Source organism: Pseudomonas sp. B37(2017) (genome assembly GCF_002112885.1).
Taxonomy (GTDB): Bacteria; Pseudomonadota; Gammaproteobacteria; order Pseudomonadales; family Pseudomonadaceae; genus Aquipseudomonas; species Aquipseudomonas paraglycinae.
In genome coordinates, this window is the sequence record NZ_NEIX01000002.1 from 276884 (window position 1) to 299488 (window position 22605).

At 58.3% G+C, this 22605-nt stretch carries 23 protein-coding genes and 1 pseudogene; 16 read left to right on the top strand and 8 right to left on the bottom strand.

Annotated elements, in window-relative coordinates:
• Nucleotides 1-4: 4 nt before the first annotated feature.
• Nucleotides 5-700: a uracil-DNA glycosylase gene (ung, locus tag CAF90_RS07815; protein ID WP_085605867.1), complete on the top strand. Its 696-nt coding sequence runs from the start codon at nucleotides 5-7 to the stop codon at nucleotides 698-700.
• Between the two features lie 136 nt (nucleotides 701-836).
• Here ung and CAF90_RS07820 read toward each other — a convergent pair whose 3' ends face one another.
• From CAF90_RS07820 to CAF90_RS07835, 4 genes are read right to left on the bottom strand one after another with little or no spacing between them, the layout of a single operon-like run.
• Nucleotides 837-1874: an AbrB family transcriptional regulator gene (locus CAF90_RS07820; protein WP_085605526.1), complete on the bottom strand. Its 1038-nt coding sequence runs from the start codon at nucleotides 1872-1874 to the stop codon at nucleotides 837-839.
• On the bottom strand, nucleotides 1867-3381 hold the full coding sequence (locus CAF90_RS07825; protein WP_007957974.1) for a tripartite tricarboxylate transporter permease: 1515 nt from the start codon (nucleotides 3379-3381) through the stop codon (nucleotides 1867-1869). The genes CAF90_RS07820 and CAF90_RS07825 overlap by 8 nt, the downstream gene beginning before the upstream one ends.
• A 1-nt stretch (nucleotide 3382) precedes the next feature.
• A complete protein-coding gene (locus tag CAF90_RS07830; RefSeq protein ID WP_007957976.1) occupies nucleotides 3383-3841 on the bottom strand; it encodes a tripartite tricarboxylate transporter TctB family protein in 459 nt (152 codons plus the stop codon).
• A gap of 58 nt (nucleotides 3842-3899) precedes the next feature.
• Entirely contained in the window at nucleotides 3900-4877 is a 978-nt protein-coding gene (locus CAF90_RS07835) for a tripartite tricarboxylate transporter substrate binding protein (protein WP_085605528.1), read from the bottom strand.
• A gap of 450 nt (nucleotides 4878-5327) precedes the next feature.
• On the opposite strand from CAF90_RS07835, the gene CAF90_RS07840 reads away from it, so the two are divergent.
• On the top strand, nucleotides 5328-5999 hold the full coding sequence (locus tag CAF90_RS07840) for a response regulator (protein WP_007957980.1): 672 nt from the start codon (nucleotides 5328-5330) through the stop codon (nucleotides 5997-5999).
• A complete protein-coding gene (locus tag CAF90_RS07845; RefSeq protein ID WP_085605530.1) occupies nucleotides 5992-7377 on the top strand; it encodes a sensor histidine kinase in 1386 nt (461 codons plus the stop codon). Before CAF90_RS07840 ends, CAF90_RS07845 begins: the two co-directional genes overlap by 8 nt.
• On the opposite strand, the gene CAF90_RS07850 is transcribed toward CAF90_RS07845, so the two are convergent.
• Both CAF90_RS07850 and CAF90_RS07855 read right to left on the bottom strand, forming a co-directional pair.
• A complete protein-coding gene (locus CAF90_RS07850) occupies nucleotides 7378-8199 on the bottom strand; it encodes an HDOD domain-containing protein (protein ID WP_085605533.1) in 822 nt (273 codons plus the stop codon). It abuts the gene before it with no gap.
• Nucleotides 8200-8234: 35 nt separating this feature from the next.
• Complete coding sequence (locus CAF90_RS07855; protein ID WP_085605535.1) at nucleotides 8235-9176, bottom strand: folate-binding protein YgfZ; 942 nt, start codon at nucleotides 9174-9176, stop codon at nucleotides 8235-8237.
• 149 nt (nucleotides 9177-9325) lie between these two features.
• On the opposite strand from CAF90_RS07855, the gene CAF90_RS07860 reads away from it, so the two are divergent.
• On the top strand, nucleotides 9326-9580 hold the full coding sequence (locus CAF90_RS07860) for a succinate dehydrogenase assembly factor 2 (protein WP_007957989.1): 255 nt from the start codon (nucleotides 9326-9328) through the stop codon (nucleotides 9578-9580).
• Entirely contained in the window at nucleotides 9564-10016 is a 453-nt protein-coding gene (locus CAF90_RS07865) for a protein YgfX (RefSeq protein WP_085605537.1), read from the top strand. The genes CAF90_RS07860 and CAF90_RS07865 overlap by 17 nt, the downstream gene beginning before the upstream one ends.
• On the opposite strand, the pseudogene CAF90_RS07870 reads toward CAF90_RS07865, so the two are convergent.
• Nucleotides 9985-10176 (bottom strand): annotated as a pseudogene (locus CAF90_RS07870) (L-aspartate oxidase); the annotation flags it as partial. The gene CAF90_RS07865 and the pseudogene CAF90_RS07870 sit on opposite strands and share 32 nt — an antisense overlap.
• 43 nt (nucleotides 10177-10219) lie before the next feature.
• On the opposite strand from CAF90_RS07870, the gene CAF90_RS07875 reads away from it, so the two are divergent.
• From CAF90_RS07875 to CAF90_RS07905, 7 genes are all read left to right on the top strand, one after another.
• Entirely contained in the window at nucleotides 10220-11680 is a 1461-nt protein-coding gene (locus CAF90_RS07875) for a tyrosine-type recombinase/integrase (protein WP_085605539.1), read from the top strand.
• A gap of 248 nt (nucleotides 11681-11928) precedes the next feature.
• Nucleotides 11929-12348: a hypothetical protein gene (locus tag CAF90_RS07880; protein WP_085605541.1), complete on the top strand. Its 420-nt coding sequence runs from the start codon at nucleotides 11929-11931 to the stop codon at nucleotides 12346-12348.
• Nucleotides 12349-12609: 261 nt separating this feature from the next.
• Complete coding sequence (locus CAF90_RS07885; RefSeq protein WP_139834473.1) at nucleotides 12610-13083, top strand: hypothetical protein; 474 nt, start codon at nucleotides 12610-12612, stop codon at nucleotides 13081-13083.
• Nucleotides 13084-13593: 510 nt separating this feature from the next.
• The gene (locus tag CAF90_RS07890) at nucleotides 13594-13896 is read left to right on the top strand and encodes a hypothetical protein (protein WP_085605545.1); all 303 of its coding nucleotides are present in this window, start codon (nucleotides 13594-13596) and stop codon (nucleotides 13894-13896) included.
• Nucleotides 13897-14095: 199 nt separating this feature from the next.
• Nucleotides 14096-14491: a hypothetical protein gene (locus CAF90_RS07895; RefSeq protein WP_085605547.1), complete on the top strand. Its 396-nt coding sequence runs from the start codon at nucleotides 14096-14098 to the stop codon at nucleotides 14489-14491.
• A 56-nt stretch (nucleotides 14492-14547) separates the two neighbouring features.
• On the top strand, nucleotides 14548-15552 hold the full coding sequence (locus CAF90_RS07900) for a hypothetical protein (RefSeq protein WP_085605549.1): 1005 nt from the start codon (nucleotides 14548-14550) through the stop codon (nucleotides 15550-15552).
• Nucleotides 15553-15785: 233 nt separating this feature from the next.
• Complete coding sequence (locus CAF90_RS07905; RefSeq protein ID WP_139834474.1) at nucleotides 15786-16190, top strand: hypothetical protein; 405 nt, start codon at nucleotides 15786-15788, stop codon at nucleotides 16188-16190.
• Between the two features lie 344 nt (nucleotides 16191-16534).
• Here CAF90_RS07905 and nadB read toward each other — a convergent pair whose 3' ends face one another.
• Nucleotides 16535-18142: an L-aspartate oxidase gene (nadB, locus tag CAF90_RS07910; protein WP_085605554.1), complete on the bottom strand. Its 1608-nt coding sequence runs from the start codon at nucleotides 18140-18142 to the stop codon at nucleotides 16535-16537.
• A gap of 558 nt (nucleotides 18143-18700) precedes the next feature.
• On the opposite strand from nadB, the gene rpoE reads away from it, so the two are divergent.
• The 4 genes from rpoE (at nucleotide 18701) to CAF90_RS07930 (ending at nucleotide 22527) form a co-directional block, all read left to right on the top strand.
• On the top strand, nucleotides 18701-19282 hold the full coding sequence (gene rpoE / locus CAF90_RS07915; protein WP_003172477.1) for an RNA polymerase sigma factor RpoE: 582 nt from the start codon (nucleotides 18701-18703) through the stop codon (nucleotides 19280-19282).
• Nucleotides 19283-19313: 31 nt separating this feature from the next.
• Nucleotides 19314-19901: a sigma-E factor negative regulatory protein gene (locus tag CAF90_RS07920; RefSeq protein WP_011332903.1), complete on the top strand. Its 588-nt coding sequence runs from the start codon at nucleotides 19314-19316 to the stop codon at nucleotides 19899-19901.
• An 8-nt stretch (nucleotides 19902-19909) separates the two neighbouring features.
• Nucleotides 19910-20872: a MucB/RseB C-terminal domain-containing protein gene (locus tag CAF90_RS07925; protein WP_085605556.1), complete on the top strand. Its 963-nt coding sequence runs from the start codon at nucleotides 19910-19912 to the stop codon at nucleotides 20870-20872.
• Between the two features lie 206 nt (nucleotides 20873-21078).
• On the top strand, nucleotides 21079-22527 hold the full coding sequence (locus CAF90_RS07930) for a DegQ family serine endoprotease (RefSeq protein ID WP_007958003.1): 1449 nt from the start codon (nucleotides 21079-21081) through the stop codon (nucleotides 22525-22527).
• Nucleotides 22528-22605: the final 78 nt, after the last annotated feature.

The following is a 22605-nucleotide window of genomic DNA, read 5'->3' on the forward strand; positions in this document are numbered from 1 at the left end:
GACCATGACTGCTGACGACCGTATCAAACTCGAACCGAGCTGGAAGGAGGCACTGCGTGCCGAATTCGACCAGCCTTACATGGCAGAGTTGCGCACTTTTCTGCAGCAGGAGCGGGCAGCCGGCAAGGAAATCTATCCGCCGGGCCCGATGATCTTCAACGCGTTGAATTCGACGCCGCTGGACAAGGTGAAAGTGGTCATCCTCGGCCAGGACCCGTACCACGGCCCGGGCCAGGCCCACGGCTTGTGCTTCTCGGTGCAACCGGGCGTGCCGGCGCCGCCGTCGCTGGTCAACATCTATAAAGAGCTGAAGCGCGACCTGAACATCGACATCCCCAACCACGGCTATCTGCAGAGCTGGGCGGATCAGGGCGTGCTGATGCTCAACACCACCATGACCGTCGAACGCGCCAACGCCAATGCACACAAGGACAAGGGATGGCAGTTCTTCACGGATCGAATCATCGAAGTGGTCAGCCAGCAGCAACCGCATCTGGTGTTCATGCTCTGGGGCGCTCATGCGCAGAGCAAGCAGAAGCTGATCGACGCCACCAAACATCTGGTGCTGACGTCGGTGCATCCGTCACCGCTGTCGGCCTATCGCGGCTTTCTCGGTTGCGGGCACTTCAGTCGCACCAACAAATTCCTCGAGCAGAACGGCGAAGCGCCGATCGAGTGGCGCCTGCCGTCGGTGGTCTGAAACTCAGGGCTGGCAGCTAATCTCGTTCCCATGCTTTGCGTGGGAACGCCTCAATGGACGCTCTGCGTCCGCTTTGGGACGCGGAGCGTCCCAGGCTGCATTCCCACGCAGAGCGTGGGAACGATCAGTAACCGGATCAGGCTTCGGAATTACGGTTCCAGTATTTGAACAACGGTTCCGCCAGAAACAGCACGAACAACAGCCGCATCACCTGCATCGCCGTCACCAGCGGCACCGACAGTTGCAGGGTTTCTGCGGTCAGGCTCATCTCGGCGATCCCGCCGGGCATCATGCCCAAGGTCAGCGAACGCAGATCCAGGTGGGTCAGTGCACTCAGCCCCAACGCCGCCAGTGTCGCGATCAACATGGTCAGCGCCGTGCCGATCAGCGTGCGGCCCATGAACGACGGTGCGCGGCGGAAGAACTGCCGGTTGAAGTGACAACCCAGCCCGCTGCCGATCAGCCACTGGCCGATCTGACTGCCACCGTTGGGCAAACTGATGTGCAGATCCCAGCCGATGCTCACTGCCGCGCTGACCAGCAGCGGGCCGAACAGCCAAGGGTTGGGTTGACGCAGACGTTGCCAGAGCCAGGCGAGCAGGCCACCCGCCGGAAAAAGAATCGCCAGCCAGCGCCAGTCGACGCTGCCAGCGTGTGAAATCGGAGTGCCGTCACCCAGCAGATATTTGAACGCCGCCGGAACACACAACACCACCACCAACACCCGCAGACTCTGCCCGGCCGCGACATGGCTGAGCATCGCGCCGTTGCGGGCGCCGAGGTTGACCATCTCGCCGGAGCCGCCAGGCATGCTGGAGAAAAACGCCGTGGCGCGATCTTCGCCGGTGCGGCGCATCAGCCACACGCCGACCACCGCCGACAGGCTGGTGACCAGCGCGCCGAAGAAGATCAGGCCGAAGTGGCTGAGCACCTGCTCCATCACCAGTGGGGTGAAGTGCAGGCCGATGCCGATACCGACGATCCATTGGCCGCACTTGCGGCCGCCAGGGATTTCAGCCAATTGCCATGGGGTCAGGCAGCGCACCAGGATGATCGCCAGCAACGAGCCGACCATCCACGGCAGCGGCCAGCCGATCTGGCTGGCGATGTAACCGCCAAGCAGACCGACCAGCGGGGTTCCCCACCACTGTTTCAACGAGGAGCGATCAAACATCGGCAATCGCGTTCCGGGCAGCGGAGCGACGGCGCCAGATGCGCAGCAGCGGGAACGCCAGCATCAGCGCGGTCAGCACCCAGACACCGAAGGTGATCGGGCTCGACCAGAGGATGTCCAGCGCACCGTTGGAAATCGACAGCGCCCGGCGCAGGTTCTGCTCCATCAGGCCGCCGAGGATGAAGCCCAGCAGGACTGGCGACAGCGGGAAATCCAGTTTGCGCAGGATGTAGCCGAAGATGCCGATGCCGACCATCAGGAACAGATCGAACGTGGTCGCGTGCACGGCGTAGACGCCGATCCCGGTAATGATCGCGATCACCGGCACCAGTGCCCAGTTCGGCACGGCGAGGATGCGGGTGAAGATGCGGATCATCGGGATGTTCAGGATCACCAGCATGATGTTGGCGATGAACAGCGAGGCGATCAGGCCCCAGACGATATCCGGCTGTTGCTGGAACAGCAGCGGGCCGGGGGTGATGTTGTACAGCGACAGGGCGCCGATCATCACTGCTGTGGTGCCCGAACCCGGAACGCCGAGGGTCAGCATCGGCACCAGCGCGCCGCAAGCGGAGGCGCCGATGGCGGTTTCCGGTGCAGCGAGGCCGCGGGCGTCGCCCTGACCAAACTTGCCGCTGGCACCAGCGATGCGTTTCTCGGTCATGTAGGCCACGGCGCTGGCGAGGGTCGCACCGGCACCCGGCAACACGCCCATGATGAAGCCGAGCAGGCCGCAACGGATGTTCACCACGAACACCGACGCCGCTTCCTTGAAGTTGAACATCATCCGCCCGGTAGCCTTCACCGCTTCCTGGCCGCGATGGGTTTTCTCCAGCAGCAGAAGGATTTCGCTGATCGAGAACAGGCCCAGCACCAGCACCACGAACTGAATGCCGTCAGTCAGGTGAATGTTGTCGCCGGTGAAGCGGTAAACACCGCTGTTGGCGTCGATGCCGACGCTGGAAAGGAACAGACCGATCAACGCCGCGATGAAGGTTTTCAACGGTCGGTCACCGGCCATGCCGCCCAGGCAGACAATCGCGAACACCATCAATACGAAGTATTCCGCCGGCCCGAAGGCTATCGCCCATTTCGCCAGCAGCGGCGCGAACAGCACCATGCCGCAGGTGGCGATGAAGGCGCCGATGAACGAGCTCCATGCCGACAACGACAGCGCCACACCGGCCAGGCCTTTGCGGGCCATCGGGTAGCCGTCGAGGGTGGTCATCACGGTTGAGGCTTCGCCCGGAATGTTCAGCAGGATCGAGCTGATCCGGCCGCCGTATTCGCAACCCAGATAAACCGCCGCCAGCAGGATCAGTGCCGATTCCGGCGGCAGCCCGAGGGCGAATGCAATCGGGATCAGCAATGCCACGCCATTGATCGGGCCCAGACCCGGCAACAACCCGACCACGGTGCCGATCAGCGTGCCGGTCAGGGCCGTGACCAGGTTGTACGGACTCAGCGCGACGCCAAAGCCCTGACCCAAATAACCGAGAGTATCCATATCAGTTCTCCAGAACGTCGAGCAGGCCGAGGGGCAGCGGTACGTCCATCACGCGGTCGAATAGCACGTACAAACCGATCGCCATCAGCGTCGTGACAATGACGCTGGGCACCCAGCGCCCGCCGTACAGGCGCGCCATCGGGATGCCGATCAGAATGCTGCTGAGGATGAAGCCCAGCGGTTCGAACAAGCCGGCGAACACCAGCAGCAGGGCGACGCAGATCGAGATCTTGGTCAGGGTTTCGCGATCCAGCGGCGGCTCGTCCTCACTGTGTTTGATGGGCGCCGGACGAAACACCATGTACAGCAGCGCCAGGCCCATCAGGCCCAGCATCAGCAGGGGGAATGCCCGAGGGCCGACCGGTTCGTAGGAAAAAGCCGCCTGATACGGCCAGGCCATCAGTGCCAGGCTGGCGCAGACCAGCAACAGCACCGAGGCAAAAATGCGTTGAATAAGCATGGGGAGCTCCTGGGCCACGACCCTGCGAGGCAGGGCCGTGAGCACTAGACAGAGACGATCACTGAATCAGGCCGAACTCTTTGGCCAGCACCTTGTAGTCCGCCACTTGTTTCTTGACGTAGGTGTCCAGCTCGGGACCGGTCATGGCGAACGGGAAGAGTTCACGCTGATCCCGCAGCTTGGCGAAGTCTTCCGAGGCCAGCAGTTTGTCGAAGGAGTCTTTCCACCAGGCGTAGTCTTCGTCGCTGACTTTTGGCCCGAGGTAGAAACCGCGCACCACCGGCCAGACGATGTCGTAGCCCTGTTCGCGAGCTGTCGGGATGTCCTTCATTTCCGGCTCGTCCAGGCGTTTCTCGGCAAACACGGCCAGCAGGCGCATGTCACCGCTGAGAATGTGCGGCATGGAGTCGGAGATGTCGGTACTGCCGACCTGGATGTGGCCGCCGAGCAGCGCGGTGGCGATCTCGCCGCCACCTTCGAGGGCGACGTAGCGCAGGTCGCGCGGGTTGATCCCGGCGGCTTTGGCGATCAGTGCGGTCTGCATCCAGTCCTGGCTGCCGACGGTGCCGCCGGAACCGATCACCACAGCGCTCGGATCTTTCTTCAGCGCCTGCACGAGATCGTCGAGCGTTTTGTAGGGCGAATCGCTTTTCACGGCGATGGCGCCATAGCTGGTGCCGACCGCTGCCAGCCAGCGCACGTTGGTTTCATCGAACCGACCGAACTTGCCCTGGGCCAGGTTCAGCAACGAACCGCTGGACCACGCCACCAGAGTGCCCGCATCGGCGGGACGCTGCGCCACAACGGCGTTGTACGCCACCGCGCCGACGCCGCCAGGCATATAGGTCACGCGCATCGGTTTGGTCAGCAGTTTTTCGTTGACCAGCGCGCTTTGCGCCAGTTTGCAGGTCAGGTCGAAACCGCCGCCGGGGGAGGCGGGGGCGATGCATTCCGGACGTTTCGGTTCGGCCATCAGTTGGCCGGCGAACAGCACGCAACCGGCGGCGAGGGCGAAACGGCGCAGGGATCGGTTCATGAGTGTCTCCACGGGAGTTGTTGTTTTTGGGGATGTTTCAGGTGCGGCAGTTTCGCGCGCGCAGGCTAACAGGCTCAGACCCGGACGGGTTGAACGCCGTGCAGCCGACGATCGCGCTGACAAGCGAAAACGGGGAAATTCGAGAGGAAGAATGAAACGGGTCAACCTGAAGCTGTGTGGACAGCATGGTGCAGTACCTCGTTATTGTTCTTATTGGCGAAAACGCATCGAGGCGTTTTTCGAGAGCTACGTTTTGAAGCTACGGTGTAAGGACAGACAAAACGGCGAAGGTCGGCAGTCGGGACCCTCGGTGAAGCGACTCTAACGGCCCAACCTTTCGCTAACCTTTCAGTATTCTTTCGCGTGTTTTCGGGCTTCACAGTGGCGGTTGCGGCTGTAAACTCCGCCGCAAAGAATGGCGTCGGCCATCCCTGAATGAGGTAGAGATCCATGCGTGTCCTGCTCGTCGAAGACCATTTGCCGCTGGCCGAAAGCGTCGCCCAGGCGCTCAAGAGCACCGGTCTGACCGTGGACGTCTTGCACGATGGCGTGGCTGCCGATCTGGCCCTGGGCAGCGAGGAATACGCGGTGGCGATCCTCGATGTCGGCCTGCCGCGCATGGACGGTTTCGAAGTGCTGGCGCGCCTGCGGGCCCGGGGCAAGAACCTTCCGGTGCTGATGCTGACCGCTCGCAGCGACGTCAAGGATCGGGTCCATGGGCTCAATCTTGGGGCCGACGATTATCTGGCCAAACCGTTCGAACTCACCGAACTCGAAGCGCGGGTCAAAGCCCTGTTGCGCCGTAGCGTGCTCGGCGGCGAACGCCAGCAGCGTTGCGGTGTGCTGGCCTATGACCTCGACACCCGACGCTTCACACTCGGCGATGAATTGCTGACGCTGACCTCTCGCGAACAGGCAGTGCTCGAAGCGCTGATTGCCCGTCCGGGTCGGGTGATGAGCAAGGAGCAACTGGCTGCGCAGGTGTTCGGCCTAGACGAAGAGGCCAGCCCCGACGCCATCGAAATCTACGTGCATCGCCTGCGCAAGAAACTCGACGGCCATTCAGTGGCCATCGTGACCTTCCGAGGCCTGGGCTATCTGCTGGAAAGCCGCGATGCATAAGCCCAGCAGCCTGCGCTGGCGGTTGCTGTGGAACCTCGCGCTGCTGCTGGTGGTGTTGATGCTCGCCAGCGGATTGAGCGCGTACTGGAACGGTCGCGAAGCTGCCGACACCGCCTACGACCGCACGCTGCTGGCCTCGGCGCGGACCATTGCTGCCGGTCTGTCGCAGCGTGATGGCAGTCTCAGTGCCGACGTGCCGTATGTGGCGCTCGATACCTTTGCCTACGACAGTGCGGGTCGCATCTATTACCAGGTCAACGACATCAACCAGAAGTTGATTTCCGGCTATGAAAATCTGCCCGGCCCACCACCGGGCACCCCGAGAACCGACAGCTATCCCGCCCTGGCGCGCTTTTACGATGCGAAATATCAGGGGCAGAACGTGCGTGTGGTGAGTCTGCTAAAAGCGGTCAGCGAGCCGAACATGAACGGCATGGCGGAAATCCGTGTTGCCGAAACCGACGAGGCGCGCGTCAGCATGGCCCGCAGTCTGGCGGCCGATACCTTGCTGCGACTGGGCATGCTGGCAATTGGCGCGTTGTTGCTGGTGTGGTTTGCGGTGAGTGCTGCGCTGCGGCCGATCGAGCGTTTACGCACGGCAGTGGAAGAGCGTCAGCCCGATGACCTGCGGCCGTTGCCGCTGGTGGAAGTGCAACACGAGTTGTGGCCGCTGGTGCGGGCGCTCAATCACTTTACCGAACGCCTGCGCGGGCAATTCGAGCGGCAGGCGCAATTCATCGCCGATGCGGCCCATGAACTGCGTACGCCACTGGCGGCGCTCAAGGCGCGACTTGAACTGGGCTTGCGCTCGAACGAACCGCAGACCTGGCGCGACACCTTGGAATCCTCGGCGCGAAGCACGGATCGCCTGACCCATCTGGCCAACCAGTTGCTGTCGCTTGCCCGGGTGGAAAACGGCGCCCGGGCGATCGCCGAGGGCGGTGCGCAGTTGCTCGATCTGAGTCAGTTGGCCCGGGAGCTGGGGATGGCCATGGCGCCGCTGGCCCACGCGCGTGGAGTCGCGCTGGCGCTGGAAGCGGACGAACCGGTGTGGCTGCGCGGCGAGCCGACGTTGCTCAACGAGTTGCTGAGCAATCTGGTGGACAACGCGCTGGCGCACACGCCGCCGGGCGGCAACGTGATTCTGCGGGTCACGGCGCCGGCGGTGCTGGAGGTTGAAGACGATGGGCCGGGCATTCCGCTGGAAGAGCGGGATCGGGTGTTCGAACGTTTTTACCGGCGCAACCAGCAAGTGGCCGGTTCCGGGCTGGGGTTGGCGATTGTCGGGGAAATCTGCCGCGCGCATCTGGCGCAGATCAGTCTGCACGATGGCGAGCAGGCGGGTTTGAAGGTGCGGGTGAGTTTTGTCGCCGGTTGATCAGTAGAACATCGACCGCGATTCTTCCAGATCGGCGCACAGCGCCTTGTTTTCCGGATCGATGCCGAGCTTGCGGAATGCCGGCACGCTGAACGGATCGATGCGGGCCATCGGGTGATCGGTGTCCTTGTGGCAATACAGGCTGGCCACTTGCACGATGTCGACGTAATCGATCTGCTGCGATTCGCGCTTGAGGTCCTGATACAGCCCCGGCAACTCCACCAATCGCTCCGGAAACTCCCAGACCCGTAGCAGCTTGTCGCCGAGCAGCGGGTGAATGTGGTCGATCACATGGTTGAGGCTGACCGGGTCGGACAGCAATTCGTAGTGGTCTTCGGCGTAGGTCAGGATCGGCAGCACGCCGATCTGATGAACCAGCCCACCGAGCGCAGCCTGATCGGGTTTGAGCTGGGTGTAGCGGCGGCACAGCGCGTAGCTGACGCCGGCGATCTCCAGGCTCTTGCGCCAGACTTCGCGCATCTTCTGTTCGACCACGTCGGAGCGGGCGTGGAAGATCTGCTCCATCACCAGACCGATCGCCAGGTTGCTGCTGTAATTGACGCCGAGCCGGGTGATGGCGGTGTGCAGGTCGGTGACTTCCTGAGTGGCGCGCAGCAGCGGGCTGTTGACCACTTTGATCAGGCGCGCCGACAGCGCCGTGTCGCGGCCGATCACTTTGCTCAGGTCGCTGACGCTGATATCCGGGTCTTCAGCGGCCTTGCGAATCTGCAGGGCCACTTCCGGTAACGTTGGCAGAACCAGGTCATCGTTATCGATGGCCTCAACCAAATCCTGTTGGACCTTATCCGCCAGCTCACTCATGTCGTTTCTCTAGGGTGTTGCAACAAATGCTGCGATCAACGCTGGATTTCGCGGTCGCGATCCAGTTCGTAAGGCAGGTCGAGCAAGTGCAGCGCCGGACCTTCGGCCGTGCCCAGATGCAAATCGCCTGCGTCGGCAGCTTCGGCCTGCAACACCGCCAGCAGTTCAATATTCTTTTCGGTACGGGCGGCCAGCACCACTTCGCCGATGGAGCTGCCGTGGCTCGGGGCGAACAGCGGGGTTCCCGGCTCCGGCAATTCACTGGCGTCCAGTTGCACGCGGTACAGGCGACGCTTGAGTTTGCCCAGGTACTGCATGCGCGCGACGATTTCCTGGCCGGTGTAGCAGCCTTTCTTGAAGCTCACACCGCCGACAGCTTGCAGGTTGAGCATCTGCGGGATGAACAGCTCGCGGGTGCTCGGCATGACCTGGCCGATACCGGCGCGGATCTGTCCCAGCAGCCATTGATTGAGTTCGCCTTCGGTCAATTGCGCGGACAGCTTGCCTTTGACTGTGTCGGCCTGATCGGCGGGCACCCAAAGTTCGGCACGGTTAGGGGAGACGCGAATCGCGATCAGCCCTTCGTGGCGAACCACGCTGTCGGTGTCTGCCGGAAGTTCCAGACTCAGGCTGCTCAGGGCAGCATCGCCATGATCCAGACCGAAGCGCACCCAGGAGGCGCTTTCGTCGGTCAGTTTCGATTTGGAGAACACTGCGTACTTCTTCAGATCCGCCAGTTGCGGCTCCAGCAGCTCGCCGGCCATCGCCAGCAGCACGCCGTCGCCATCAAGCACGATGCGGAAACTCGACTGCATCCGGCCTTTCTGCGTGCAACGGGCACCAAGGCTGGCCTGGGTTTCACTCAGGTAATTGATGTTGCAGGTCAGCTGGCCTTGCAGGAATTTGCCGGCATCCGCGCCGCGAACCGCGAGAACGCCTTCATGAGAGAGGGTGCAGAAAAAAGCAGAATCGGCCATGGGTCATCGCAGGGTAAATAGACTGGGGCACATCATAAGGGGGTGGTGTTGAAATGGGTAGTTGATAAAGGATCGGTGGTGCCCGACCAAAGCCGACTGTTCGACCCGCTTCGGGCCTGTATACTTGCGGCCTATTTGAGGAGGGCTCCATGGTCGAACAAGTTGAACTGAATCGCCTCTTTTGGCACAGCCGTCGCGGCATGCTGGAACTCGACGTGTTGCTGGTGCCGTTCGTGAAAGAGGTCTACGCCAATCTGAACGAGGTGGATCGCGCGTTGTATGTCCGCCTGCTCGAGTGCGAGGATCAGGACATGTTCGGCTGGTTCATGGAGCGCAGCGAATCGGAAGATCCCGAGCTGCAACGCATGGTTCGCATGATTCTGGATCGTGTCCAGCCCAAGTAACACGTTTGAATGCCGCTGGCATGCCTCACGGCAGTTGCTGGCGGCATATCTTCTGGCCCAGGCATTCGCGCTGGGTTCTTTGTTTCTGTTATCGATTCCATTCTGGGCCGGGTTGCTCGGGGCATTCGCGTGTCTCGCCCATGCTGCCTGGGTGTTGCCGCGGCAGATCCTGCTGAGTCATCCCGAGGCATTTTGCGGATTGCGTCGGGACGCCGATGGCTGGCAGCTGTGGAACAAGGCCGATGGTTGGCAAGCGGTGCAATTGCGCCCGGACAGCCTGGCGCTGCCACTGATCGTGGTGCTGCGCTTTCGATTGTGCGGTGAACGGCGGGTCAGGTCGTTCTGTATGCCCCGAGACTCGCAGGCGGCGGATCTGCACCGACGCCTGCGGGTACGCCTCAAGTTCAGCCGACGTAGGTGGGCGGCACCAGAATAGTGTCGAGCGCTTCGGGCAGCAGGTCCGGGTAGTCGAGGGTGTAATGCAGGCCTCGGCTCTCCTTGCGCTCCATGGCCGAGCGGATCATCAGTTCCGCTACCTGCGCCAGGTTGCGCAACTCGATCAGATCACGGCTGACTTTATAGTTGCTGTAGAACTCGACCCTTTGAGGCTAAACCCAATGGATACAGGGGTTTCAGCCGATGACCGTCAACCACCGCTCCCAAAGTGGGACAAACCTGTTACAAACTGCCCTCGCCAAGCCATACCACTATCGCCGGTCTGGTCGCTATTACCTTCGCCTTCGCCCTCAAGGCACTGATACAGGCTTCTTCACGCTTTCGCTCAGAACTACCGACAAGGCCACCGCTATGACCATCTCGAAGGACATCCTCAAGACCCTCAAGGCGTATCACTTCGACAACCCTGAGGCGACTTGGGATGAACTCCGTGAGCGTCTGGTAGACATCGCCGAGTCATCCTTGACGATGGCGCACGGGGATAGCTCATTGGTCGCCTATGAAATGATCCATGATGAGCATCATGAAGCGCTCCGAGAGGCCAGCGCCAAGATGTCCTTGAGCCTGAATCAGCAACGAGCAGTGGGCAAGGCATTGGAGATCATTGAGGCATCTCAGGAGCGCCTGAACGGGAGGCCGGGGAAGCTGGTCGAGATCGTTACGGGACTTAAAGAAGAGTCTTGTGGCACGTCTGTGGCCCTCCGTCCGTCCCTATCTGTATTATCGTCCGAAGCTTCCAAGCCGCTGACCTTCAAGGCCATCTCTGAGCTTTACATGGAGGAACGCAAGGAACACGTCGAAGCAAGCACCATGAGGGACATAAAGTCTTCTTGTGGCTCTATAGCTGCTGTTCTGGGCGAGCTTGACCTGAAGACCCACACGCGGGCTGACATGGTGGCTCTGAAGGAAAAGCTCCTTGAGGATCGCTCAGCTTCCACCGTGAAGAAGATACTGACCCGCCTTACAACTGTCATGGATTGGGCTGTGCATAACGGCTACATCGATAAGAGCTTCGATAAGGGTCTGAAGCCTACCAAAGGTGCCGATAGCTCCCGTGAGGCGTTCTCTCAGGATCAAGTAAAGACACTCATGGCCCATACCAAGACGCTCCCGGAGAACTCGTGGCAGCGCTGGGCATTGTCTCTTGGGGTCATCACTGGGACTCGTATTGAGGAACTGAGGCAGCTCACCAAGGCTGACGTTAAGAAGATCCCAGGCACTGATGGCAATGGCATCTGGGTCATCGACATCAATAGGAACGATGGCAAGACAGCCAAGACCAAGAATGCGCTCCGTGTCGTACCGCTGACCGATGGGGCCTATGGGTTTGACCTTCAAGCGTTCCTAGGATTTGTCGAGAAGGCCGACGCACAGTTCTTCAAGCTGGGTGCAGGGCAATTCTCTGCGGTTCTCAATGGCGCTCTCCGAGATGTCCTGAACTTGAATGCTGACCGGACACAGACATTCCACTCACTCCGCCACTCATTGGCAGGCGCATTGAAGGCCGTTGCGACTCAAGTGGAAATCACCGAGGCAATCTTGGGCCACGCTTCGGGATCTATCAGTAACGACCTGTATGGGGCGGGTAGTGCTGTGGAGGTGGGGCGGATGGGTGAGGCCTTGAAGACGGCTTTGCTCGCTTAGATATCACTGTTTCTGAATGACAGAAATCTCGTCTGTCGCCTGAGTGATGCCTGAATGATATCGTTAAGTGATTCATCAAAGGAGGCTTCAAGCGCATGATGCACCTATCTGCTTTAATTTGGCTTAAGGTGTTTCCTTGGGACGCTCTTCAAGTGCGCAATAATTTTGGTTGGGGCGCGTGAATTGGTGGTTGTCAATGTTTGCATTTGGTTCATGTGAGTTACGCCATATAGGATGAGTGAAGATAAATGGGTGTGAATAAGAAGTGTTTGGTTGTTTTGATGGGGGCAATATTTCCACTCCTCGGTTATTCAGCATCTGCGGAGAAAAGTTGGATAGGCCTTGCCACGTCTGACGATGGTACAAAGTGGGAAGCTAAGACCGGTTCGTTTGAATTTTCAAAAAACAAGAGCGGTGTGCCTATCGCGGTAATAGCAGGGAGGATGGTCAGCACGAAGCCAACGAAAATAGATTTGAACAAGTGGTACGTCTCTGCTGGAGACTGCAAAAGTAAAATGGGGAAACTGATAACTTTAAGTGTTAGTGGTGAGTACAAATTTGAAAATGATTTTCTGTTTGAGAGCGGGAATGTAGCCTCAAGTATCGCCAAATTTATTTGCGATGTGGCCGATCAAGCCATAAAAAATGCTGATGGTAAGAGTTTGTAAGCTTCTTTTGAAACGCCTGATTTAACCGGATAGCCCCTGCACCGCTGAGTTGAATAGGCTAATGAAATCGTATGATTTACTCGACCCAATACCTCTAATCACCTTAGGAAGGGCTCAAAATTGAACAAAGGATGTTCCGCTTCCAGTGCCGTGCTTTTTATTACGCTTCACGCCCTCTCTGGGTCCGCTGCTGCGGAGAGTCAGTTATGGGTAACTACAGACCGCACGGATCGGCACACCTGTCCTGCGATTGAGTGCGGGGTGGCAGGTCGTCTGATGTTTAGGGAAAGCGTCAAGGCTCTCGAGGAAAAAGGTGCGTGGGTGCGGATAACTAAACGATACTCAGCTTCCTGTGTAAATGGAGTTAGTGAGTATGTGAAGGATGGAAATGCAGCCTGTGTAAGCTCAAATGGCATCACAGATGGTAAGTTTGCTGAATGGGTTCAAGCAAAAGATTTGGCTGTGAATCGCCCTGAAGATCCAGCAAATGGAGCAATTGGTGATGATGCGCTTATTAAGGGGTCGGATGATTATAGACTTTACAGAGCGCAATTCTCTCAAGGCGCCCGGAAGCTAATAAATGAAGGCATTTGCAGCGAGAGCGACTTTGAGGAAATGGGTGGGTGGATGTCCTCATCGAATAGAGGGAAGGGAATGTACTTCACTTATTGCGGAGGGATGACCCTTAGCAACAAGGTTTATCTGAACGTGGGGACTGGCGAGACCAGCCGCTGATCTCCTCAAGGGTTTCTCAGGCAAATGCTGCATCTGTCAACCAGAATTTAAAAACCCTCACTATGGCTACCGGGCAACGCACCAACGAAAATAAATCGTTGTCCGGCTGACCATTCAGATTCCTACCGGCTCCTTCAAGGTTCCGACCAGAGACCACCGAGTGCCAAGCGCGACCAGATCGCCAACGCTCAACTGTCCCCGGTAAACAGACCTCATGTCTGGCTTCAGTAGGAAGGAGCGAACATTGAAACTGCTGATCGTTAGTCGGTGCCTCTTGAGGGCATCGCTGGGAAGCCTTGCACGGGATTGGGGCCACCGTGTATTGCTCAATGTTCATGGGGGCCTTTACCCTTAAAGATTCCAAAGATTACTCATTGAGTAGCTCTAATTATTACTCTTTAAATAAATCTTTGCTCTTGTCTTAAAGGTCTTCTCAAGTTCTCTCTAAGTTAGGGAATGGTCTGGTGATCATGAGCATCCCATTCTTTCAGTTCGTCTCAAAGGAGGCCTATGCGATTTCACTTCAAACTCGATGGTCTCGATCATCAACATCGTGAAACCTTGTTGTCTATCGAATCGGCAATGACCGGTCGATCCTCTACCGCTTTGTTCGATCTAAAAGCTCTCGATGTTTTCACGAACAGGCCCCCTGAGAAAACCAATGAGTTCGTCTCGGGTAAGTTGGGAACATTCCTAATGAAGTCCCTTGAGGCTCTTATGGCTGCTACTGGTCTCGACCTGATCGCTCTTTACGGAGCAGTGAAGGGTGTTCCCGTTATCCTCAAAGCTCGTCCCATAGCAGTCCAGCAATAACCCAGTGTCGCCTCACTGGTGCCCTTCAGATGCCTTCAGGCTTGCCATGTCCTGATCCAGCATTAGCCACATAACCCAAACCAAGAACCTTTTGATCGACCTTGGAAGATGCCCATGCGGCTCCCTCCTTGCCGTCTTGTCGTGCGCGTCTATGGCGCCAAGGTCGATCAAAGGGTCACCTCACAGGAGATCCAAATCAATGAATATCACCATAACCAAAGTCCTGAAGAACGAAGTAACTGTGTCGGGACAGACCCTCAATCGTGAGTACGTCGAAAGCGTCATGTTGCCCTTGCTGATGGCCCAGTGTGGCCGGAACAACGGCACCAAGTTCGGCGTTATCAAAGCCTTCGAGGAAGCCGGTTTGTCCCTCAAGGCCATCCAAGAGGACGCTCAGGTCTACTTCATGACCAAGCGGGAGCAGAAAGCGACCCGTGAGCAACTTCAGCGGGAAGCTGACGAGCGTGCTGAACGTTTACGCGAGTGGACGCCACGCGAACTGGCCCAAGCGAAGGCTGATAGAGAGGCCCGCGCTGCTGCCATCCGTGAACAAGCTCAAAAGGTTTTGGCAGCACGCTCCCGTAATAACGGCTGATAGCTTCAGACCTGCACCAATCACTTCCCTACTTATTCTTCAGGAGACCTATTTCAATGAAACAGCCTAACCAATACGTCAAACCATCGACTTACAGCACTGCTCTCACCGATAGTCAAAACGGCTCGATTCGCTTCAATACGACTGACGTCCGTCTGGAGACACAAGCGGCCACCGATGTATCCGCTTATGTGGAAGCCCTTACAGAAGCCCTCGACGATTACCTCAACGGTGATGAGTGGCGCCAAGCGGCAATCGAACACACCCCTTGTGAATTCCGTCCGGCTGGCTCTGAGGCGACCGGTCAGCAAATCATCACTATGGCTGATCGCTCCGTCACTTTTGACCCTCGTAAGAACTGGGATAACCAGACCATCTCGAAGGGCGAAGTCCTGGCCGGGTCTGTGATCTTCACCGAGCCAACCGATACAGCATTGGTCATTAGCAAGCGCTTCACCATCCTCGACCATAACCTGATGGCGGGCTTCACTGAAGGCTCTATGCATCAGACCGGTGAGAAGCTGTTGCGGGACATCGAGCATGATGCCGCTGGCAAAATCGCGGGCATCCTCTCCAGCGCACCATCCACTGAAAGCGTGTCGGCGACTAAGCCCACCGGCAAGCCTGTGGAGGTCGCTGAGGATCTGATCGACATCTTGACGATGAACATCAACCAGACCGTAGGCAGCTCGCTGTCTGACTTCGTGGTTCTGTTACCGGTGGCGTTGCTTGCTGTTCTGGAGCGTGCGGCTCAGCGTGCAGGCGTGGAAGACATTGAGTCTCTGATTGGCGCCTCTGTGCAGCCTTATAGCGGTACTGACCGTGGCCTGTTCCTGCTGCCTAAACTGTTCACCTCGCTGAGTTATCGCGAAGGTGGTAACGGGGACATCTGGAAGATCCAAGCGACCCGTAATGGCGCCCATCAGTGCTGGGACATTGAGATCATGACAGTTGTGGACGTCGTGGCTAACGGCAAGGTGAAAGTGAAACTGACTGCGGATGGTCTTCAAACCCAAATCGTGGCTTTCCCGATGATTACCAACATCAAGCTCACGGTGTAAGTCTTTGCAAGGCATGCGCCTCCTTGACTGCTACACACTGAGGTAGGATCTTTCGCCCATCAAAAATGAGGATGAATGTCATGTGGTTTTGCGAGGGATCGAGAATTGATTGGACTGCTATCGGAGCAATCGCCACTGGGGTTGCAGCACTCATAGCCTTAGGGGTTTGGGGCTTTGACAAGTTGCAGAGGTCTGGGGAGCGCGGTACAAGCGCGAAGTTTTTGGCTCAGATAATGACTACTCCAGTCGGCGCGGCGCAGGTAGAGATCGCCAGTTTTCGGAGCGCCGTTGTGCCTCCCGGAAACGATCAATCTTATGTCTTGGGGATGTTGAACTCTCAGGAAACTCGTAAAGATTTCGCTTCAAGGGCCACCTTTCTTACCTTTGACTTGCCCTCTCAATATTTGGACAAAGCAGATCTTTTCAGCGAAGCAATCAACCGTCGAGTCGCATACGCGTTGTCTCAAGTTAATCGTTTAAAAACTATGGCCAATCTACTCGCGACACTTCCCGACTCTGCTCGTGAAGAGGACATCAACGAGCATACTTTGGCTGCACTCAAGCAGATTCAAGAAACCGAAACGTCTATTGGCGATGCATTTCAAGTGCTTCTCAAAGCGAGCAAATCCTCCGCGTGATATTGCTCCGCTGAGGCCGATAAATCAGCTTTGCTACTTTCCGACAGGAGAACCTCATGGACAACCTACAGGCTGCCTACTGGGTCTGCGTGGTTGTTCATGTGGTCTACTGGCTGTACGGGCACTTCAAGACCTCTGAATGAGAATCTGACAGAAAAATCTGAAAGACCACCTCATTCATACTGACTGCAAAGGCTCCCCCGTGGGCCCTCGCGCAGGCCCGCACAGGCGCCATAGAGATCCTCATGGGCGGACGATAGAGACCCCAGCGCTGGGACAAACATGGCCCAAAGCTGTTACAAAACGGGGTCTTAGCGTGCTAGGTTCAGGTCTCCTAACGTGCCTCATCTGGTCGGTGTAAGGATCGTATCCTTCGCCTCTGGCAGCGTCTCTGGATAGTCCAGCGTGTAGTGCAGACCCCGAGATTCCTTGCGTTCCATCGCTGACTGGATCATCAGTTCAGCTACCTGAGCAAGGTTCCTCAACTCAATCAGGTCTCTGCTTACTCGGTAGTTGCTGTAGAACTCGTCGATTTCGTCCAGCAGCAGGCGCACGCGATGCTGTGCCCGTTGCAGGCGCTTGTTGGTGCGCACGATGCCCACGTAGTCCCACATGAACCGCCGCAATTCGTCCCAGTTGTGGGCGATGATCACGTCTTCATCGGAGTCGGTCACCTGGCTGGCGTCCCAGGCGGGCAGGGCGCGCGGGATCGCGACCTCAGGCAGTTGCTCGAGAATGTCCGCCGCTGCCGAACGGGCGTAGACGAAGCATTCGAGCAGCGAGTTGCTGGCCATGCGGTTGGCGCCGTGCAGGCCGGTGAAGCTGGTTTCGCCGATGGCGTACAGGCCGGGCACGTCGGTGCGGCCCTGTTGATCGACCATCACGCCGCCGCAGGTGTAGTGTGCGGCCGGTACGACCGGGATTGGCTGTTTGGTGATGTCGATGCCGAAGCCGAGGCAGCGCTCGTAGACGGTCGGGAAGTGCGATTGGATGAAGGCTTCGGGCTTGTGGCTGATGTCGAGGTAGACGCAATCGACACCCAGGCGCTTCATTTCGTGGTCGATGGCTCGGGCGACGATGTCCCGTGGCGCCAGTTCTGCACGTGAGTCGAAGCGCTGCATGAAGCGTTCGCCGTTCGGCAGCTTCAAATGGGCGCCTTCGCCGCGCAGGGCTTCGGTTACCAGAAAGCTCTTGGCTTGCGGGTGATAGAGGCAGGTGGGGTGGAACTGGTTGAACTCCAGGTTCGCCACCCGGCAGCCCGAACGCCAGGCCATGGCGATGCCATCGCCGCAGGCACCGTCGGGGTTGCTTGTATATAGATAGACTTTCGCGGCGCCGCCGGACGCCAGGATCACGAAGCGTGCGCCGAAGGTATCGACTTCCCCGGTTTTGCGGTTGAGCACATAGGCGCCGAGGCAACGTTCGCCTTCCAGCCCCAACCGGCGCTCGGTGATCAGATCGACCGCTACCCGCTGTTCGAGCAATTCGATGTTCGGGCGTTCTTTGGCCTGGGCCAGCAGGGTCGTGAAGATCGCGGCGCCAGTGGCATCGGCTGCGTGGATGATCCGTCGATGGCTGTGGCCGCCTTCGCGGGTGAGGTGGAATTCGAAACCGCCGTCTTCGGTGCCGGACTGTTCGTCACGAGTGAACGGCACGCCCTGGTCGATCAGCCACTGGATCGCTTCCTTGCTGTGCTCGACGGTGAAACGCACGGCGTCTTCATGGCACAGGCCGCCGCCCGCATTCAAGGTGTCATCGACATGGGACTCGACGGTGTCGGTATCATCCAGCACGGCCGCGACGCCACCTTGTGCCCAATAGGTCGAGCCGTTGGCGAGGTCGCCTTTGCTCAGTACGGCGATGCGCAAGTGACCGGGCAGGGTCAGCGCGAGACTCAAACCGGCAGCGCCGCTGCCAATCACCAGAACATCGTGTTGAAACTGTTGGCTCATTTCAGGATTCCGCTCAAAGCGACCCGGGTCGGGGTTGGCGCAGGACAGGCGGATGGGCGAGTCGAGACAGCCACACAGCCCACTAGTATATAGAGGGGTGGGGCGGCACAATAGCCGGGCCGATATGGCATTGTGAAACTACCGTGACGGAAAAATACCGACGCTTTGTCGGATGTTTTTTTCAGCGGTTTTGGGAAAAAGCCACTATATCGCAGATGAAACACGCTTTTTCCGCTCACGGTTGCACAATGTCGGCGCGGCACGTCTATAAATATTTGGAACTTTTGCCAGAGGCCCAAGATCAATAGACAGTTGCCCGAAACAAGGGACAGTGTCGGCTTCAATGCGGAACCTGCGGTTGGGTTCTTGCCGGCGAGCCGATGACAAGATTATTCGCGCAGCCGGTTCATCCCGCGCTGCGTTTTTCGTGCGTGCCAAATCAGAGCCCGCAGGAAACTTGCTTGGAGGGGGAGAACTTTTGCGAAAAGCCCGAGTCTATGTTTGCAAGTCCGGTCGTTTGGTCATGCAAGCCTCCTCCGAGTTTATCGAGGAGTGTTCATGCTAACCCAGGAAGAGGATCAGCAGCTGGTCGAACGCGTTCAGCGTGGCGACAAGCGAGCTTTCGATCTGTTGGTGCTGAAGTATCAGCACAAAATTCTCGGGTTGATCGTGCGTTTTGTGCACGACACCCATGAAGCCCAGGACGTCGCACAAGAAGCCTTTATCAAGGCGTATCGAGCGCTTGGAAATTTCCGCGGCGACAGTGCGTTTTATACGTGGCTGTACCGCATCGCCATTAACACGGCGAAGAACTATCTGGTTTCACGCGGCCGTCGGCCGCCGGATAGCGATGTAAGTTCCGAGGATGCAGAGTTCTACGATGGCGATCACGGCCTGAAAGATCTCGAGTCTCCTGAACGTGCATTGCTGCGGGATGAGATCGAAGGCACCGTCCATCGAACCATTCAGCAACTGCCAGAGGATTTGCGCACGGCGTTAACTTTGCGCGAATTCGATGGTCTGAGTTACGAGGACATCGCGAGCGTCATGCAATGTCCGGTTGGTACCGTGCGCTCCCGGATTTTCCGCGCCCGGGAGGCCATCGATAAAGCCCTGCAGCCGTTGTTGCAGGAAAACTAAAGACAGCGGCGACAGCCAAGAGAGGAACGCCATGAGTCGTGAAGCCCTGCAGGAATCGCTGTCCGCAGTGATGGATAACGAAGCGGACGAACTGGAATTGCGTCGAGTGCTCAACGCACTGGACGATGTTGAAACCCGTGAAACCTGGGCTCGTTATCAGATCGCTCGGGCAGCCATGCACAAGGATCTGTTGCTTCCACGTCTGGATCTTGCTGCGGCCGTTTCTGCTGCGCTGGAAGACGAAGCGACCCCTGCCAAAGTGTCCCGCGGCCCATGGCGCAGTCTCGGTCGTCTGGCCGTAGCTGCCTCGGTGACCGTTGCCGTACTGGCGGGTGTTCGCCTGTACAACCAGGACGAAATCGCTGGCGTCGAACTCGCTCAGCAATCCAACCAGCCAGTGCTGGCCACCCCTCAGGTCAAAGGCCCGGCGGTATTGGCAGGCTATAATGAGAGTTCGGAAGCTACTGGCCCAATGGCCAATGGCGTACTGCAAGGTCAGCCAGGCTGGCACGATCAGCGTCTGCCAGGTTACCTGCGTCAACACGCTCAACAGGCTGCCTTGAAAGGCACCGAGAGCGCGCTGCCATATGCACGTGCAGCAAGCCTGGAAAACCGTTAAGGGGGATCATGCGCGCCACACCTCTACTTTCGCTTCTGCTCAGCGGCTGGTTCATTGTTCCAGCCCACGCCGACGAGGCTCAGGACTGGTTGACCCGCCTGGGCCAGGCCGAGCAGCAGCAAAGCTTTCACGGCACATTCGTTTACGAGCGTAACGGTAGCTTTTCTACCCACAACATCTGGCATCGCGTCCAGAATGGCCAGGTTCGCGAGCGCTTGCTTCAGCTCGACGGTTCGGCTCAGGAAGTCGTGCGCATTGATGGGCATACTCAATGCGTCAGCGGCACCTTGATTGCGGGGCTGGGAGACTCTCCCAATTCCGCCGCTCGCCCTCTCGATCCTCAAAAGCTGAAGAACTGGTATGAGCTTGCCGTCATTGGCAAGTCGCGCGTGGCCGGGCGTGAAGCGGTGATCGTATCGCTGACGCCGCGGGATCAGCACCGCTACGGTTTCGAACTGCATCTGGACAAGGAAACGGGCCTGCCGCTCAAGTCGCTGCTGCTGAACGACAAGGGGCAGTTGCTTGAGAGATTCCAGTTTACGCGGCTGGATACCTCTGAAGTCCCATCCGATAAAGACCTTCAAGCCAACTCCGATTGCAAGACAGTCACCCTCGACAGCGACAAGGCGTCTGCGGTCAAGACCGCACAGGTCTGGCGTTCCGACTGGCTGCCTCCTGGCTTCGAACTCACCAGCAGCTCCTCGCACAAGGATCCGGAAACCAAGACCCAGGTCAACAGCCTGATGTATGACGATGGTCTTGCCCGTTTCTCTGTCTTCCTGGAACCGCTGAACGGCGCAACCGTCACCGATACCCGGACTCAACTGGGCCCGACCGTTGCCGTATCCCGCCGTCTGACAACGCCTCAAGGCGAAATGATGGTGACGGTGGTTGGCGAGATTCCAATCGGGACCGCCGAACGGATTGCCCTGTCGATGCGCAATGATGGCGCTGCAACCAGCAAGCAGTGAGCTGATTCCAGCTATCTCCACTTCGTCGTCGAGACGTGAAATGTTTGCTGAGCATTTTCATTTGCAAAACACCCGAAAATTTTTTATAGGTCAGAGCCTCTCGGCTCTGGCCTTGTTTGTTGTTCCCGGAACAAAAATGCCGGCCTGTGGTTTCCGGTGTTCCTTGCTCCATATCGCTTAACCCTGCTCGTCGTAACGGGAGCTGTATGTCGATACCAAGCTTGAAGTCTTATCTCTCCATTTTCGCCACTGTGCTGGTGCTCGGTCAGGCTGTCCCTGCAGTCCAGGCGGCTGATGCAGCCAGTCCGGCCAACTTGCCGGATTTCACCCAGTTGGTCGAACAGGCCTCGCCTGCGGTGGTGAACATCAGTACCACGCAAAAGCTGCCGGATCGCAAAGTGAACCAGCAGATGCCTGACCTGGAAGGCTTGCCGCCGATGTTGCGCGAGTTCTTCGAACGCGGCATGCCGCCGCAACAGCGTTCTCCGCGTGGTGATCGCCAGCGTGAAGCGCAGTCGTTGGGTTCGGGCTTCATCATTTCGCCAGATGGCTACATCCTGACCAACAACCACGTGATCGCCGATGCCGATGAAATTCTCGTTCGTCTGGCTGATCGCAGTGAAATGAAGGCCAAGTTGATCGGCACCGACCCACGCTCCGACGTGGCGCTGCTGAAAATCGAAGGCAAGGATCTGCCAGTGCTGAAACTCGGCAAATCCCAGGATCTGAAAGCCGGTCAGTGGGTCGTGGCAATCGGTTCGCCATTCGGCTTTGACCACACCGTGACCCAAGGCATCGTCAGTGCCGTCGGCCGCAGCCTGCCGAACGAAAACTACGTGCCATTCATCCAGACCGACGTGCCGATCAACCCGGGTAACTCCGGTGGCCCACTGTTCAACCTGAACGGTGAAGTGGTCGGGATCAACTCGCAGATCTACACCCGTTCCGGTGGCTTCATGGGCGTGTCGTTCGCCATTCCGATCGACGTGGCGATGGACGTTTCCAACCAGCTGAAAAGCGGCGGCAAAGTCAGCCGTGGCTGGTTGGGCGTCGTCATCCAGGAAGTGAACAAGGATCTGGCCGAGTCGTTTGGTCTGGACAAGCCGGCCGGTGCGCTGGTTGCACAGATTCAGGATGACGGCCCGGCTGCCAAGGGCGGCCTGCAAGTGGGTGACGTGATCCTGAGCATGAACGGTCAACCGATCGTCATGTCCGCTGACCTGCCACATCTGGTGGGGGCGTTGAAGGCCGGCGCCAAGGCCAATCTCGAAGTGATTCGTGACGGCAAACGCAAGAATGTCGAGCTGACTGTCGGCGCCATTCCGGACGAAGACAAGGAACTGGATGCCCTGCCGAAATCCGGTGCCGAGACCAACAGCAATCGTCTGGGTGTTTCGGTTGCCGAGCTGAGCGCCGAGCAGAAGAAAACCTACGACCTCAAAGGCGGTGTGGTGATCAAGGAAGTGCAGGATGGTCCTGCAGCCCTGATCGGTCTGCAGCCGGGCGACATCATCACCCACCTGAACAATCAGGCCATTGGTTCTTCGAAGGAGTTTGCCGAGATCGCCAAGGCGCTGCCGAAGAACCGTTCGGTGTCGATGCGCGTTCTGCGTCAGGGCCGTGCCAGCTTCATCACCTTCAAACTGGCTGAATGATCCAGTTGTCTAAGAAGTAAAAAGAAACCGCCTCGAAAGAGGCGGTTTTTTTGTGTCCGGAATTTGTCTCGGCGCGGG